The organism is Staphylococcus piscifermentans (assembly GCF_900186985.1).
In the GTDB taxonomy this organism is placed as follows: Bacteria; Bacillota; Bacilli; order Staphylococcales; family Staphylococcaceae; genus Staphylococcus; species Staphylococcus piscifermentans.
Genome location: NZ_LT906447.1, coordinates 2,208,250 through 2,224,589 on the forward strand (window position 1 = coordinate 2,208,250; position 16,340 = coordinate 2,224,589).

A 16,340-nucleotide genomic window follows, 5' to 3' on the forward strand; every position below is an offset into this window, starting at 1 on the left:
CGCTCCTTTGGTATAAAAACTGTTTGGCTTACAACAATTCATCTTACCATTTATATGGTTTGATTTATACTTAAAAACTCATAGGATACTATATATATACTGTTTTGTTGTCTCTATCCAGATGTGCGTCTTACAGTTTCATTTTTTCTTTAATCTTTAATATCGTAGTTTCTTCAATTGTGTACTTAATACATCCCTCTTATTTTGACACGGACCCAACCTGTAAATCAATCAATTGCTATTTAATTAATCAAATCTTAATAGGGCGTCTTAGAAAAAAATAAACTCTTGCGACATCGACTGCCGCAAGAGCACTTTTAATTATCAAATATTAGTTTTCTACTGTTTCAATCAAGCCGTATTTGCCATCTTTACGACGGTAGACGATACTTGTACCATCTGTTTCTCGATCAGTGAAAATGAAGAAGTCATGGCCAAGCAAGTCCATTTGCAGTACTGCTTCTTCAGAATCCATTGGTTTTAAGCTGAATTGTTTAGAACGGATGATTTCAATTTCATCATCTTTATCATGATCAGCTGCTTCCGGCGGTGTTTCCGGTGTAGCTGGGAACGGCTCTTGTTCGCTGTCTTTACGTTTTTTACGATTAACACGTGTTTTGTATTTACGAACTTGGCGTTCTAATTTGTTAGTAATTAAGTCAATTCCTGCATATAAATCATCGTTTCTTTCTTCTGCACGAAGTGTAACGTCTTTAAGCGGAATTGTAACTTCAATTTTTGTGCTTGAATTTGCATAAGTTTTCACTTTTACGTGTGCATTCACATTCGGCACATTAGTGAAGTAACGTTCAAGTTTACCAACTTTGTCCTCAATGTAATTACGTATTGCGTCTGTAATAGTGAGGTTGTCTCCATGAATTTCAAATCTAATCATAGTAATCGACTCCTTTAACCTCTATATATGTGATTGGTAATGCTCACTATTATAATAACATGTTTATACTACCTAGCAAAAGTAAATACATCGACTTTTCCTATTTTTCTGACAAGTAATATTTCCGCCGCATGATGGACGGTCAAACCTGTTGTATAAATATCATCTACGAGTAAAATCGCCTTATTTACAAGGTCTAAAGATTGCGCCATTGCGGAGAAGCAAAAGGGATTTTCAGCTTGTGCTCGTTCTCTTTTCCCTAAGCTGGATTGCTTTGGTCGTATTTGTGTATCTAATAACGGCTTATACGCTATCTTTTTTGCTTTTAATACTTGTTTGACAGGATTGAAAGTCCGCTTCACATCTCTTTCTATCGGTGAAGGAATTGGTACAATATAATCATATTTCTTCTTCGGCAAGTTGATTTGTTCAGCAATCACTTCACATAGCGCCGTATCTCCCGCTATCTTATATTGATGGATAACCTCACGTACTGTTCCTTGATAACAATAGTCACAATACAGTTGATTGATTAAAGTAAAACGTTGCGCTAGAAATTTGCAATCCAGGCATTCTGTTTCATTCTCTGCTAAAGGTTTAAGGCATCTCGTACAGCGTCCAGCACTTTTCAAAGTTTTCTTTTCCCGGGAAATAAGACTTTGTTGCCATGCTTCTCGACAGGTTTCGCAGAGTATTTCTGGTTTGCGGTAAAAATTGTCTGCTGTGAGTGGCTCGGTAAATTTTTGCAGGCATTGGCAGCATTTAGGCATCTAACCACCCCTTTTGAAGTCCGATTGTATTCATTTGTTTGATTTGTGCTTTGGCACACAGCATGCTGATGGATACGCCATTGTGCAGATAGAGGACGAGTCCGCTGGTATCTTGCATCTTTCTGCCGACGCGTCCAGCGATTTGGACGAGGGCAGCTGTCGAATAGGTTTGGCTTTCTAATACTATGACATCTAGATGAGGCATAGTGAAGCCGCGTTCGAGGATGGTTGTAGTGAAAACAATAGGATGTCTGCCTTCTCTTAAAGCTGTGACTTTATCAAAGCGCAAGGCATCTTCACTGTGTACGTAGATGAGATTTGGGATATGCTCCGCGTAGATTTCAAAGGCTGCTTTCATTGCTTCTATATGGTTGAAAAATACGAGAGTGTAACGTTGAATGTTGATTTGCTGCTGAAAGAGTCTTAGTAACTGGTGTTGCAGTTTTGTCGGTTTGAATTTCAAATAGCGATAAGTCGGCACGGGAAGCGAACGACGATGGTAGCGTGCTGGAAGTGTAATAATATTGGCTGGTTTGAATTGGGAGCGCAATTTTCTAGAGGGAGTCGCGGTCATATAAATGTGGCTTGCAGTAGAAACTGATGCACTGTTAATCGTCTTCATCAGCAATGGATCCATGGACAGCGGGAAAGCATCGACTTCATCGATAAAGATGACATCAAAGTGGTGTTTGAAGCGGTAGAGTTGATGAACGGTCGCAACAACGAAGTGACCATTATATTGTTGGGATTGACCTTGGTAGAGTACATCGATATTTTCAGCAGAGAAGGCTTCTGCAATCCGTGCACTGATTTCAACTACCACGTCTACACGCGGCGAAATCACGGCTACATTATACCCTTGTTGCCTTGCATATTGAATGCCCGCAAACATCATCTCGGTCTTTCCTGCCCCTGTAACAGCATAGAGCAGTAATTTTTCATGTGTTTGAATGGCCCGTATGACATTTTCAGAAGCATAAGTCTGCTGTTCTGACAATTGGAAATCTAGGTGATAGTCAGCTTTGCTTGTTTCTCGACGGCTGTCAGTTATATAAATATCATTGTGCGTATCCATACGACCTAATTGCAAACAGTGTCTGCAATAAGTGATTTCCGAGTGCAGTGGTTCTGAGTAATACGTATAATAGTCTGCGCGTTCAGGACTTTCGCATTGAATACACTGCCATCTGCCTTGCTTGTTTTTGATCACGCCTTTTTGCACAGTTCTGATGGTTTCATCTGATAAATCTTCTTTGTGGCGTATTAATTTGCCGTAGTGCTTAATTTCAATCATTCCTTTTGTCAGTAATTTCTTGAGATGAAAAAAGGCAGGGAACCGGACATCAATTTGCCCCAGCCCCTGCTCTATAAAGAAAAATTATTCTTCTTCTGGTGAATTTGCTAATGTTGCGATATGCTTGTTCGTAAATCCTAATGCAACACTTCCGACACCTAAATGTGTGGCGATAACTGGTGTGAATTCTGAATAATTAATGACATAGTCTGGATAATTTTCTTTTAAATGTTTGAATAATTTAAGACCGTCTTCTTTGGCATCACCATTCACTACATATAAAGTGACGTTGTCATAGTCTTTTACTCTATCTAAAACACCTTGCTCTATCGTTTTAATCGCACGTTTTTTCGTACGTACTTTATCTAATGGCAAAATTTTACCATCCACAAATTCTAACACAGGTTTCATTTTCAGCAACGAACCGATAAAAGCTTGCGCACCTGTAATACGGCCGCTTTTTTGCAGATTTTTCAAGTCATCTACAACCACTAGAGCACCGGTATATTCGCGCATCTCTAATAATTCTTTCATTACTTCTTCTGCAGTCAATCCTGCCTCTACACGTTCAGCAGCGTAAATAACATAACCGCCTAAAATCATGCCTGATAATTTAGAGTCGAAAGTATGTACATTGATGCCTTCAACCATTTCACCAGCTTGGGTAGCTGCTTGGTATGTCCCGCTGATGCCGGCGGATAAAAATAATCCTACTACATCAGTATACCCTGCATCACGCAAGCGTTCATATTCTTGAATGACATTACCGATTGCCGGTTGACTCGTCGTAGGCAATGTTTTTTCGCTTTTCATGCGACGGTAAAGTTCTGATGCATTCAATTCTTTGCCTTCTATATAGTTATCTCCATTTGCGAAAGTTACACTGAGCGAAACGACTGAAATATTATATTTATCTATTAAACGCTGAGGTAATGATGTTGTGGAGTCTGTCATCACAGCAATCTTCATACGAATCCTCCTAAAATATACTCGTTATTAATCATACCTTATTTTTCCTGAAAAGAAAATTGATTTTAATATTTAGAAAACCGATTAAGAGCATGTATAATGAAGGATAAGAGTAGCAAGTCAATGAATTTATTATATGAGGATGTTAGGTATGGAAAATCATATTATTACGATTAAACAAGAATATACTATCGAAAACACCATCAATAAATCACGCTTTATTGCACATATCAAGCCTGTGCAAACAGAAGAAGAGGCCAAAGCGTTTATTGATACAGTGAAAAAAGAACATCGTGAAGCGACCCATAATTGTTCGGCTTATACTATCGGAGATAACATGCTGATTCAAAAAGCCAATGATGATGGTGAACCCAGCGGAACAGCCGGAGTTCCGATGTTAGAAATCTTAAAAAAATTAGATACACACAATACCGTTGCTGTAGTAACACGCTATTTTGGCGGTATCAAACTAGGAACAGGCGGATTAATCAGAGCATATAGCGGTGCGGTCAGAGATGCGATTAAAGAAGGTGGACGTGTAGAGTTGCGCAATGCCTACCCTACTACAGTTACAATCAGCTATGATTTAACTGGCAAACTCGAGTATGAATTGCAATCTACTGATTTTATTTTGCGTGACACTGTATATACAGATAAAGTAAGTTACAAGATTGATGTACTTGAAGAAGACTTTGAGGACTTTATTAATTTCTTAAATCGTATTACTGCAGGCAAATATGAATTGGAAAAAGGCGAAGCAACACGTTTACCTTTCGATATTGAAACCAAATAACAAAGGGGCTGGGACATAATAATGTCCCAGTCTCTTTGAACTGGCAGTAGCTATCTGAATAGAAAACGCGTTTGTTCCAAACTTTTTTCTATCCTAGTTAGCTTTGTCGGGACGAGACGACGAAATAATTTTAACCAATGTTATTTCTGTTCTGCTCCCTCATTCTAATCTTCGTGTTTCTGATGTCTTTTTTCTAATAATCTTAAGAACGGACGATAATTATCATCTATCAATCCTGTAAATTCCACAATTAATTCAATTGTAATTAAAATGAGTATCAGCATCATCACTACGCCCCATGGTTGTGAAAGATATAAGATGACACTGGAAATACTGAATAAAATCGCAATCGAGTATATCAGCACTACGGTTTGTCTATGTGTATAGCCTAACTTTAATAATTTGTGATGCAGATGTGATTTATCTGCTTGCATGATTTTTTGTCCTTTTTTAGCACGGCGAATCATTGCAAATAATGTATCTATAAATGGCACAGCTAAAATCACCATTGGGAAAAACAAAGAGAAGAACGTGATATTTTTAAAACCTAATAAGGATAAAAAGCTGATAATAAAACCAAGTTGCAACGAACCGCTGTCACCTAAGAAAATTTTTGCAGGATGGAAATTATAAAATAGGAATCCAATCAATGAACCAATCATGACACTGCAGATCATAATAATAAATATATCTGCTTGTAAGATGGCTATAAAACCTATTGTCATAAAGGCAATGGTTGAAACTCCTGCTGCCAGCCCATCTAGGCCATCAATTAAGTTAATTGCGTTTGTAATAGCAATAATCCAAAAAACAGTGATAGGTACACTCAAGACACCAAAATGAATAATACCGAATGGTAACTGAATAAAGTCGATAGTGACACCATAATAAACCACTACCAATGCTGCTAAACATTGTCCTAATAATTTAAGAATGGGTTTCAAATTATACACATCGTCTATTAATCCCACTAAATACATAATGATGGTTCCAATAATTAACGGAATAATCTCTCGTTCGATAGGATGTCCAATCCAAATTCCCAACATAAATGAAAAGAGAATCACTGTACCGCCTAAAACAGAAATGGGTCGAGTATGTACCTTTCTGTAATTAGGTTTATCCATTATATCTAATTTTATGGATATCTTAATAACAATAGGTGTAAGTATTAAGCTGACAATCATTGAAAATACTACGAGTAAAAGTGTTATCATCTGTCCTCCATTGTCAAAACCATTTCAACATTTCTTCATAAACGAAGTGAATTTAAAATACTTTTATATTATAAAAATAAAAATGTTGCACAATTCTGGGTCCTTTGACAAGTGGACCTCCTTTCATTTAACAAATTGTTAAATTATCTAATAACTTATTCTAACATGAATCATACTAAATGTATCCTAACGGAATAGTATTTTATGAGCTGTGAGATGACAAAATGTATATTTTCACTTACAATAACTAAGTGGTAAAACAAAGGAGTAGATTACATGATTGAAGCTATCATTTATAATATTTCTGTTACCGTTGCAGGAATCTATCTCTTTCATAGGTTGCAGTATTCTGAAACCAAGCAGATGAAATTCTCGCAAACCTATGTCACTATCTTAATGACTGTGGTAGCGCTGTTACTGGCTGCATATCCTATTCCAGTTCATGATTATTTATTATTTTTAACATTTGTACCGTTGCTCTTCTTAGGACGCTATACTAATGTATTTTTCACTATGGTATCTGCAGCAATTATTTTCGTCGTAGATGTCTTTGTGTATGGAGATCCGTTAGCTTATAATATTGCTTTATTAATTATTGCACTTGCTGTCAGCTTTATCGGACCCTTTATCAAACAAAATGACATTGTTTCTTTACAGATACTCAATGCAATCAGTTTAATTATTTTAAGTATTATTTCTATTATTACAAAGCTCTATACCTTGCAAGAAATCATTTATTTAATACCTATATCATTCGTAGTGACTATTGCTTCATCTATTACTTTCGTCGATATTTGGCGCTTCTTCACTTTGGTTCAACGGTATGAAAGTGAGGACCGCTATGATTATTTGACAGGTTTAGGAAATGTAAAAGAATTCGATCGTTATTTGAATAAAATGGCAGATGAAGCGGAAGATCAATCAACAAGTTTAGGATTGTTGCTGATTGATATTGATGGTTTCAAAGATGTCAATGATGCTTTTACACATCGTTCTGGCGATGCTGTACTCAAACAGATTTCACAACTCTTAATTAATTACGTCCCTCCTAACATTCGGATTTTCCGAAATGGCGGAGAAGAATTTTCAGTGGTAGTACTCGGCTATTCTTTAGACCAAAGTGTGAAACTTGCTGAAAGCATCAGAGCTGGTGTTGAACAATCAACATTCCATCTTCCTGACAAAGAAGTCATCAAATTATCCGTATCTATCGGTATCGGGTATCTCACAGCAGAAGATTACAAATCTCAACGCAAAGTATTTAAAGATGCAGATGATATGCTGCATATGGCTAAAAACGAAGGCCGTAATCAAGTTATATTTAATCCAATTGTTAAATCTTAAATTTAAAGCAGTCTTATGAAATGCTCATGAGGCTGCTTTTTTAATTTCAACTCTCTCTTCTACTCCTATATCTTCACAAATTTTCTTTTTCAATTGTGTTTCAAACTGCCCTGTTTTATTGCAAGTTGCAGGTCTTCCTTGTAAACTTTTAGTATCAACAATACTTACAAGAAGGAGAACTGCAAGGTGCCTGAAGAAGCAATTACGATAATTGACGAGAACAAAGTTATAGATGTAGTGATGACTGCAGGAAAAATTTTACTAGAAAGCGGTGCCGAAACTTATCGTGTTGAAGATACGATGTCTCGTATTGCTTATAGTTACGGCTTGGATAACACCAATAGTTTCGTATCGAATACTGCTATCATCTTTTCTTTGAATGATCGTACGAATACGCGTTTAATACGTGTACGAGATCGTACAACCGATCTAGAAAAGATTGCGTTAGCTAATAATATTTCTCGTAAAATTGCTAAGAAACAGCTGTCTATTGATGAAGCAAAATCAGAATTAATACATTTAGAACATGCTTCATTGCAATATTCATATTTAACGAAATTTATTGCAGTATCTATTGCATGCGGTTTCTTCTTATTTATGTTCGGAGGCGTAGCACAAGATTTCATCTATGCAGTAATTGCCGGTGCTGGTGCTTATCTTACTTTTGATTATGTTCAGCGATTTATTCAAATCAAATTCTTCTCTGAATTTATAAGTGCCATCGTAGTGATAGGCGTAGCTGCGGTCACCCATAAACTTGGATTATCTGTAAACCAAGATATTATCACCATTGCTGGTGTAATGCCATTAGTTCCAGGTATCTTGATTACCAATGCAATCCGTGATTTAATGGCCGGTGAATTGCTGGCAGGAATGTCTCGCGGTATGGAAGCTGCTTTAACTGCATTTGCCATCGGTGCAGGTGTAGCAATTATTTTACTATTCTTTTAGAAAGGCGTGTTTGAAAATATGTTGTTTCAATATATCTTTCAATTTTTAATCAGTTTTTGTTCTACTTTACTATTTTCAATACTCTTTAATGCGCCGCGTAAATTGCTGCCTGCTTGCGGTTTCGTTGGAGCAATGGGATGGATTATTTATGTCATTGCGATGGATATGAACACTGGTAAAGTTGCTGCCTCATTTCTAGGAAGTTTTATTTTAGCAATTATGAGTCATGCAATGAGTAAACGTTATTTCCAACCAGTTATTATTTTTATTGTACCGGGAATTATTCCGCTGGTACCTGGGGGCGCAGCATATGAAGCGACACGCTTCTTGGTTACAAACCAATACACACATGCTGTCAATACTTTCTTAGAAGTGACCTTAATTTCAGGAGCGATTGCATTCGGCATTCTTTGTGCAGAGATTGCCTACCATACTTACAATCGTATCCTAGCTAATTATGGTAAAATGAAAGGCAAGTCATATCATAAACCATTTAATATGAATAATAGAAGTTGAGGGGTGCATAAAAGTGAAACAAGAATTAATCGATAGACTCAAACGTTATGCTGAGATTGATACACAATCTGACCCAGATTCAGAAACTACACCATCTACTGAAAAGCAATGGGATTTATTGAATCTGCTGAAACAAGAATTAGAAGAATTAGGTTTACAAACTGACATAGATGATAATGGTTATTTATTTGCCACATTAGAAAGCAATATTGCTGATGAAGTACCGACAGTTGGTTTTTTAGCACATGTGGACACTTCTCACGATTTCAATGCTTCAAATGTAAAACCGCAAATTATTGAAAACTACGATGGAAAACCGATTCAACTCGGCGATACTGACCGTGAATTAAATCAAGATGTCTTCCCTGCTATGAAATCAGTAGAAGGTCATACATTAATGATTACAGACGGTACATCTTTACTAGGTGCTGATGATAAAGCAGGTGTTGCTGAAATCATGACCGCATTGACTTACTTAGTCGAACATCCTGAGATTAAACATGGACGTATCCGTGTTGCTTTTACACCTGATGAAGAAATCGGCCGCGGCCCTCATAAATTTGATGTAGACCGCTTTAACGCAGATTTTGCTTATACTATGGATGGCAGCCAGTATGGCGAATTGCAATTCGAAAGCTTTAATGCTGCTGAAGCAAATATTACTTGTCATGGCGTGAACGTGCATCCAGGTTCTGCAAAGGATGTAATGGTCAATGCAATCAAATTAGGTGAGCGTTTCGACAGCTTGCTGCCAGAAGATGAAGTGCCTGAGAAAACTGAAGGTTACGAAGGTTTCTTCCACTTAATGAACTTTAACGGCAGTACGGAAAAAGCCCAATTAAAATATATTATTCGCGATCATGACCGCGAACGTTTTGAAGCACGCAAAGCATGCTTATTAGAAATTCGCGATCAAATTAATGCAGATTATCATAATAATCCTGTTGAAGTCGATATGTTCGATCAATATCATAATATGGCTGAAAAAATTAATGAAGTTCCTGAAGTGATTGAAGTTCCTAAACGCGTCTTCAAAAAGCTTGGAATCGAACCGAATACTGAACCTATTCGAGGCGGTACTGATGGTTCTCAGCTATCATTTATGGGCTTGCCGACACCTAATATCTTTACAGGTTGCGATAATTTCCACGGTCCTTTCGAATACGCTTCTATCGATGTGATGGAACGTGCAGTAGAAGTTATTCTAGGAATTGCTGAAGAACTTGCACAAACAACAAAATAATTAAAGTAAAACAAGAGCGGGATCAGGACATAATATTGTCCCAACCCCGCTCTTGTTTTATAGATTATTTACGCTTTCTTTTCCACATCAAAATGCGTCTTCAATAACTTTAATGCTTGGACAGCATAGAATCGAATTTGAATACCCGCTTTAAAACTTGTATAGTGTTCAGGCATTTCCATAAACAAATTAAACATACCTGTTACACCTAATGCTTCATAACGATCAAATTTATCATTTGTTGCATTTATTGCAATACAAGGTTTATGATATTTAGTCGCTAACTCTGCAATACGCAAAGTTGTAGTTTCAAGCAGATGATCCGCTTCATTCACGCCTTCACCAAACATCACTAAATCCGCTTGTTCAATCAAATCTTCTAAATGCGTAATCTGATCCACCAACTGATGGCTTGTCAGAATTTCAGCATCATATAACGCTGCTAACAATGCTGCAACTCCGCCGCCAGCACCGCCACGTTCTACTGTACTTGTCAGCAGATGTGCTTCATTTTTCAATATTTCACTGAAATACCATACTAAATTGTCGATTGTGGCCGCTTCTTCACGTGTAATATTTAATAATGGATAAACTTGCATAATCTCACTATTCTTGCCGTACATTTTGCTGGCAAAGTCTGATACCAATTGAATGCGCACTTGCGCTAAACGCGGGTGCAATTGCGTTAAATCTATATGACGAATGTATTTTAAGACCTCTGCGCCCTTTCTCGTATCGATCGGTTGGCCTTCGTCATCGTAATATCTTGCCCCAAGTGCTTGGAGCATACCAGCCCCGCCGTCGAAGCTTGCAATATTACCTAAAGAAATGACTAAATGTTCTGCGTCATTATCCAATGCTCTCTTAATCAGTTCACCTAAGCCGAAACTTGAACGCTTCTGAATAGGTGCTTCGCCTTGTAAAAATAAATCTGCTTCGATAATGGTTAAACCATTTTCAGTTTGGCCATATACTGCTTCTAATTGCTTCATATCTGCATTATGTACCATTTCGCGATATTTAGTACCTGATTGCCACAAGAACACAGAATCCATTAATTCATGGCGACCATTAAATAGCGGTACCTGAACAATGTCTGCTTTTTCAATTTGGCTTGCCACTGCTTCTTCAACATAGCGGTTGGCTTCATAACTTGAAACGATACCATTAAATTCATCCATCGCAACTAATACTCTCATCTTGTCACCTCAAATAAAGTTTCCGAATGTTTTTTGTTGATGATTCACTTTAATATTATACAGTCCTTGCTGAAAAAAACCTACTGTAACGCCCCTTTTGATTCCTGCTAAAAAAATAAACTCCAAGCAATTAAATAGAATACGAGCGACGTCTATACTTCAACTTCCGACTCGCATCTATTTGCTTAGAGCTGCATTTTCATTATTCATTCATTTGTTTAATTTTTATTATTCTTCTGCTTGCGCTAATGAAGAAACATTAATATCATCGTGGCTCGCATGCCATTTCACTTTTCCTTCTACAAAGTAAAAAGCTTGTGGTGATTCATGTTTCACACCAGTTTCTTCTGCAATATAATCTGAAAGTTCACGTTGTTCTTGAACTACTAAATAGTAGCCATCAATGTCACGTTCATATAAGAACTTGTTAAATTGATCATATGCATTTGCAGAAATCGGACAAGTATTGCTGTGTTTCAAAATAAATACATATTTGTTGTCGTTAATTACCTGTTTAAACTGGTCAATCGAAGTCAGCTTTGTAGCCATTCTATTCACCTCTAAAAATATTTATCACTTAAAGTGATAGTCCCTTTTCATTTTCACATTTCAATGTGTCTAATTATACACACTTTATATTTCAATGTTAACCAAAATACTAATATAAAGGTGTATTTCTTAATTGTTTTTACTCAATTTTTGCTTTAAATGCTTTAAATTTTTATTATACTGCTTATGATACTTATTTAAGTCTTTCCCTGTCAACGGTAATTTATTCATATCATAGTCATCTAATTTTGTACTGAAATCAATCGTTTGTTGTCTAGTTTCATAATAGTTCTGCAAACTATAATACATTTCTATCGCACTTTGACGTGCTTTAGTAGTTTCGCTATCCGTTACATTCGATTGGTTCAAGTCTTCTATCTGTTTTGAAATCAGCGGTTCTATTTTATTTTTGATGACTGATTTCGTTTGTTTCGGATCTTCAGCATCCAAATATTTTTTAGCCACATCCTGTAGCTGCTTATTGTTATCTTTCAACTTGCTGACGAGTGCATCTGCACTTTTAGTTTCTCCAGCTTTTTTAGCATCTGAGACTTTAATCTCTAATTGCGCACGGCGTTTTTCAAAAAGACGTGTGTAATTCAAAATATCTTCATTAGCTTTAATAGATTGGTTGCACAGATGAATATAAGCTCTATCATCTTTCAAAGCTTTCTCTTGCTGATCTACTTCCTCCAAGTATTGACTTCTTAAGGCTTTTACATCTTTTGTATCTGCAGGAAGTGCTTTCGCTGCTTCCTTATATGAATGAAAGGCTGGCATCAACTTTTTGTCCATATCCTTGCTCTGTTCAAAATCTTCTTGATTTCTATCGGTTAAATCTGACTTGCTCAGTTCATTCAAACGATTCAAATGCATATCATCCATTACCTTTTTGACATGATTTTGTTTCTTGTCTACTTCAGACATAGATTGTTCGAATTGATTTAAATCAGACTGAGTTCTATTGCCGCATGCTGCTAATGAAATGGTCGCAATAACCAGCAATATTGTCAGAAGCCATGGTTTCATGTTCGTTCACTCCTGTCTGTTTCTCTAATTTCTCTGTTTAAGGTTTGAGTATGTGAGATTCCATATTATAATACCTATAAGACTTTTACAAAAGGACGGTTAACAATGTACACAAAGACACAACCGCTTATTAGTGATGCGAACTTATTAGTAGTGTATCATAATCTTTTTAAAGACTATGAAGATTTATTATTCGGATTATTGAACACGCCGGTAAAATCAGTGCATCATATCGGCGGAACCGCGCATTTCAACTATGCTACTGAGCCGATTTTAGATATTTTGGTAGGTGTGAATAATCTGCATGATATTACGGCTTTAGATGAGAAACGTTTAAATTATGCGGGTTTTTACCGTATCCACCATCACTATAAGAAAAAAGTAATGATGGTAAAGTTCAATAATCTGATTGAACTCAAACAACAAGTCAGGTTGCATATTTTGCAAATTGAATCTAAAGCTTACTCGGAATATTTACAGATGCAGGACGCTTTAGAGCGGTCCACCTCTCTAGGCTCTCTTTTCAAAGAAGAAAAAGAACTGTTGCATGCTTCTGCTGAATCAATCCGTGAATATGAGGTACAAAAAGAAAAATTATTTACGAAATTGTCTCGGCAATATTTGGATTAGCCGTTAGTTTGTATTTCGCAATTGAGGTAATCATTGGTATAATAAATAGATGAAAATAATTGAAAGGGAGTTCTATCCTTGCTTAAAGATGACATCCTAAAGGAACTGAAGAAGGTTCTGCCAGAAGAAATTATTAAAGTTGATGAACCATTAAAACGTTATACTTATACGCAAACTGGAGGTAATGCGGACTTTTATTTAAGTCCTACTACTAACGATGAAGTGCAGGCGATTAATCATTTTGCGAGAATGAATAATATTCCGGTAACGTATTTGGGAAATGGTTCTAATATTATTATCCGTGAGGGTGGTATCCGCGGTATTGTATTAAGTTTATTATCGATGGATTATATAAAGGTTGAAGATAATGTGATTATTGCGGGAAGCGGTGCTGCAATTATTGATGTTTCTCGTAAAGCACGTGATAATGCTTTAACTGGCTTGGAATTCGCTTGCGGCATTCCAGGTTCTGTCGGCGGTGCTGTGTTTATGAATGCAGGTGCTTATGGCGGCGAAGTTCGCGATTGTATTGAACATGCGGTTTGCGTCAATGAACGCGGTGAATTGGTGACTTTGACTCGTGATGAATTAGAATTGGGTTACCGCAGCAGTATTGTGCAAAAGCAGCATTTGGTGGTGCTTGAAGCGGCCTTTAATTTAACACCGGGCAATCAAGAAGATATCCAAGCTGTGATGGACGATTTGACTGAGCGTCGTGAAACGAAGCAGCCACTTGAATACCCTTCTTGCGGCAGTGTCTTCCAACGACCTCCTGGCCACTTTGCCGGCAAATTGATTCAAGACTCAGAGTTGCAAGGACACCGTATCGGCGGTGTAGAAGTTTCGAAAAAACACGCTGGATTTATGGTGAATGTCGATAACGGAACAGCCACAGATTATGAAGATCTAATCCACCATGTTCAAAAGGTCGTTAAAGAAAAATTTGATGTAGAGTTACATCCAGAAGTACGTATCATCGGAGAACACCCTGAAGGACATCGTTAAGGATGCAGTTATGACAGAATATGATAATAACGGCATTCCTGTCGTACATGGTATAGATTTGGATGATGAAACACGCTGCAGTCACTATCACACACCACTTGATGTGGTAGCGATGCGCTTTAAATGTTGTGATAAGTATTACGCTTGTATCCATTGTCATAATGAATGTGAAGATCATGAACCCATTCCTTGGTCTAAAGATGAACAAGATGTCTTAGCGGTGATGTGCGGCGTCTGTAAGTATGAGATGACCATTCGCGAATATGTGAATACTGATAAGTGTCCAAATTGCGATGCAGCCTTTAATCCAAGATGCGAGGCACATTATCCTTATTATTTTACTTTATGAAACTAGTAAAGCTGAAATGACTTCGATGTTGTTTCAGCTTTTAATTTTGTGAATTTGCGAAGATGATATTTTATTATTTGTTAATTTAGCGTAAACTGATTGAATTGTGATGGGAATAATTATGCCGTTCTGTTTCGGTAAAAATTGACGAGAATGGCGAAAGGTTGGAAAAGGGGGTCGTTGAGTTTATTGGACGCATTTGTTCTCATGTTGCCCAATATATTCGTTTATTGGACACGTTCACCTCATTCTTGGCCGATATATTCGTTTATTGGACACGTTGCCCGCATTCTTGGCCAATATAACCGTTTATTGGACACGTTCGCTCCCATCTTGGCCAATATATCCGCCAACTCATCCCAACATCCAGATAACTCCTATTCATTAAACCACACACAAGAAATTTACAATTTTCTAATACCGGCATAAATAAAATGCACCAACTTTCTTTTTAATTAGAAAGTTGGTGCCTATTTCGAAGTTTGTACCCCCATTCAAACTCCTTTTAACTTCAAGTTTATTTTACAACTTCTTTCAATTCATCAATTTGTTTCATAGTTGTTGTAGTTGAACCTGATGCAAAGTACCATAATTTTGGATCAAGTTCGTAAACTTTATCGTCTTTGATAGCTTTAACATTTTTGATTACATCGTTGCCTAATGTTTGTTTAGCTGTAGATTTTTCGCCGATAGCTTGGCCGCGGTCCATTGCTAAGATAACATCAGGATTCTTCTCGTTGATATATTCGTTAGTAACATTTTGACCATGTGGTCCTGCTTTAATGTCTTTATCTGCTGGTTTGAACCCTAAAGTTGTATAAACAAGACTACCGAAACGTTCTTTAGGACCATATGTTGAAAGTTCACCTTCGTTTACAAGCAAGTACATTACTGATTTATCGAATTTCTTAGTTTTATCTTTCATGTCAGCAATTTTATCATCTAAATCTTTGTTCAGTGATTTAGCTTTATCTTCTTTGTCGTAAATTTTACCTAAGTTTTCAGTATTTTTCTTCATTGATTTAACATAGTCTTTATCGTCAGCGCCTACATAAACAACTTTAGCTTTTGGTGCTGCTTTTTTGAATTCATCAATATTTTTTTGGTTAGCTGTTCTGCCAGAAATAAAGATAACTTCTGGTTTAGCTTGTGCTACTTTATCAAAGTTTACTTCTTTTAAAGAACCTGTGTTGATGTATTTATCATCTTTAAAATCTTTTAAGAAATCAGGTAAAGAGCTATTGTTTTCGCCTTTAGGCATACCTTTTACTTTATCAGCAACTCCTAATTCTTTTAATGTATCTAATGCACCATAATCTAAGACAATCGCATTTTTAGGATTCACTGGTACTTCCACAGTATCTTTCACTTGCTTAGAATCACTGCCTTTTGGATCTTTACCACTTAACTCATAATCATTTTCAATTTTAACTGTTTTGTTCTCTGACTCGCCTTTTTTAGATTCATCTTTAGATGAACTGTCATTGCCGCATGCTGCAAATAAAAACATAATACTAATTAATAAAAATAAGCCTAGTTTCTTCATTTTTTCCTTTTTCCTCCTAAAATGTCTATGGTTCCCACCTT

17 protein-coding genes are annotated in these 16,340 nt (G+C 36.7%); 8 read left to right on the top strand and 9 right to left on the bottom strand.

Annotated features, from left to right (window positions below):
* Window positions 1-331 precede the first annotated feature (331 nt).
* The 4 genes from hpf to fakB1 all read right to left on the bottom strand — a co-directional run bounded on the left by hpf (window position 332) and on the right by fakB1 (window position 3,928).
* Window positions 332-895 carry a ribosome hibernation-promoting factor, HPF/YfiA family gene (hpf, locus tag CKV71_RS10325; RefSeq protein ID WP_095106489.1) on the bottom strand — a complete coding sequence of 188 codons (564 nt, stop codon included), beginning with the start codon at window positions 893-895 and terminating at the stop codon, window positions 332-334.
* A gap of 68 nt (window positions 896-963) precedes the next feature.
* Window positions 964-1,665, bottom strand: a complete 702-nt coding sequence (locus CKV71_RS10330) for a ComF family protein (protein WP_095106490.1) — start codon at window positions 1,663-1,665, stop codon at window positions 964-966.
* A complete protein-coding gene (locus CKV71_RS10335) occupies window positions 1,658-2,959 on the bottom strand; it encodes a DEAD/DEAH box helicase family protein (RefSeq protein WP_095106491.1) in 1,302 nt (433 codons plus the stop codon). The genes CKV71_RS10330 and CKV71_RS10335 overlap by 8 nt, the downstream gene beginning before the upstream one ends.
* Window positions 2,960-3,043: 84 nt before the next feature.
* Window positions 3,044-3,928 (bottom strand): fatty acid kinase binding subunit FakB1, encoded by an 885-nt coding sequence (gene fakB1, locus CKV71_RS10340; protein WP_095106493.1) that lies wholly within the window; start codon window positions 3,926-3,928, stop codon window positions 3,044-3,046.
* 151 nt (window positions 3,929-4,079) lie between these two features.
* On the opposite strand from fakB1, the gene CKV71_RS10345 reads away from it, so the two are divergent.
* The gene (locus CKV71_RS10345; protein WP_095106495.1) at window positions 4,080-4,721 is read left to right on the top strand and encodes a YigZ family protein; all 642 of its coding nucleotides are present in this window, start codon (window positions 4,080-4,082) and stop codon (window positions 4,719-4,721) included.
* Between the two features lie 164 nt (window positions 4,722-4,885).
* On the opposite strand, the gene CKV71_RS10350 is transcribed toward CKV71_RS10345, so the two are convergent.
* A complete protein-coding gene (locus tag CKV71_RS10350) occupies window positions 4,886-5,938 on the bottom strand; it encodes a glycosyltransferase family 4 protein (RefSeq protein WP_095106497.1) in 1,053 nt (350 codons plus the stop codon).
* Between the two features lie 276 nt (window positions 5,939-6,214).
* Between CKV71_RS10350 and gdpS the strand changes: the two genes are divergently transcribed.
* The 4 genes from gdpS (at window position 6,215) to pepT (ending at window position 9,992) form a co-directional block, all read left to right on the top strand.
* On the top strand, window positions 6,215-7,282 hold the full coding sequence (gene gdpS / locus CKV71_RS10355; RefSeq protein WP_095106499.1) for a GGDEF domain-containing protein GdpS: 1,068 nt from the start codon (window positions 6,215-6,217) through the stop codon (window positions 7,280-7,282).
* Between the two features lie 240 nt (window positions 7,283-7,522).
* Window positions 7,523-8,233, top strand: coding sequence for a threonine/serine exporter family protein (locus CKV71_RS10360; protein ID WP_095107320.1), 711 nt, complete (start codon window positions 7,523-7,525; stop codon window positions 8,231-8,233).
* A 21-nt stretch (window positions 8,234-8,254) separates the two neighbouring features.
* Complete coding sequence (locus tag CKV71_RS10365; RefSeq protein WP_164711987.1) at window positions 8,255-8,749, top strand: threonine/serine exporter family protein; 495 nt, start codon at window positions 8,255-8,257, stop codon at window positions 8,747-8,749.
* A 13-nt stretch (window positions 8,750-8,762) separates the two neighbouring features.
* The gene (gene pepT / locus CKV71_RS10370) at window positions 8,763-9,992 is read left to right on the top strand and encodes a peptidase T (RefSeq protein WP_095106503.1); all 1,230 of its coding nucleotides are present in this window, start codon (window positions 8,763-8,765) and stop codon (window positions 9,990-9,992) included.
* A 68-nt stretch (window positions 9,993-10,060) separates the two neighbouring features.
* Here pepT and CKV71_RS10375 read toward each other — a convergent pair whose 3' ends face one another.
* From CKV71_RS10375 to CKV71_RS10385, 3 genes are all read right to left on the bottom strand, one after another.
* A complete protein-coding gene (locus CKV71_RS10375) occupies window positions 10,061-11,191 on the bottom strand; it encodes a glycerate kinase (RefSeq protein WP_095106505.1) in 1,131 nt (376 codons plus the stop codon).
* Window positions 11,192-11,419: 228 nt separating this feature from the next.
* Entirely contained in the window at window positions 11,420-11,740 is a 321-nt protein-coding gene (gene ytxJ, locus CKV71_RS10380; protein ID WP_095106507.1) for a bacillithiol system redox-active protein YtxJ, read from the bottom strand.
* 129 nt (window positions 11,741-11,869) lie between these two features.
* A complete protein-coding gene (locus CKV71_RS10385; RefSeq protein ID WP_095106509.1) occupies window positions 11,870-12,769 on the bottom strand; it encodes an EMYY motif lipoprotein in 900 nt (299 codons plus the stop codon).
* Between the two features lie 105 nt (window positions 12,770-12,874).
* Between CKV71_RS10385 and CKV71_RS10390 the strand changes: the two genes are divergently transcribed.
* The 3 genes from CKV71_RS10390 (at window position 12,875) to CKV71_RS10400 (ending at window position 14,753) form a co-directional block, all read left to right on the top strand.
* A complete protein-coding gene (locus tag CKV71_RS10390; RefSeq protein WP_095106511.1) occupies window positions 12,875-13,399 on the top strand; it encodes a GrpB family protein in 525 nt (174 codons plus the stop codon).
* A 78-nt stretch (window positions 13,400-13,477) separates the two neighbouring features.
* Window positions 13,478-14,404: a UDP-N-acetylmuramate dehydrogenase gene (gene murB, locus CKV71_RS10395; RefSeq protein WP_095106513.1), complete on the top strand. Its 927-nt coding sequence runs from the start codon at window positions 13,478-13,480 to the stop codon at window positions 14,402-14,404.
* A gap of 10 nt (window positions 14,405-14,414) precedes the next feature.
* A complete protein-coding gene (locus tag CKV71_RS10400; protein ID WP_231917521.1) occupies window positions 14,415-14,753 on the top strand; it encodes a CHY zinc finger protein in 339 nt (112 codons plus the stop codon).
* 517 nt (window positions 14,754-15,270) lie between these two features.
* Here the strand turns inward: CKV71_RS10400 and CKV71_RS10405 are convergent.
* Entirely contained in the window at window positions 15,271-16,299 is a 1,029-nt protein-coding gene (locus CKV71_RS10405; protein ID WP_095106515.1) for a ferrated catecholamine ABC transporter substrate-binding lipoprotein SstD, read from the bottom strand.
* Between the last annotated feature and the right edge of the window lie 41 nt (window positions 16,300-16,340).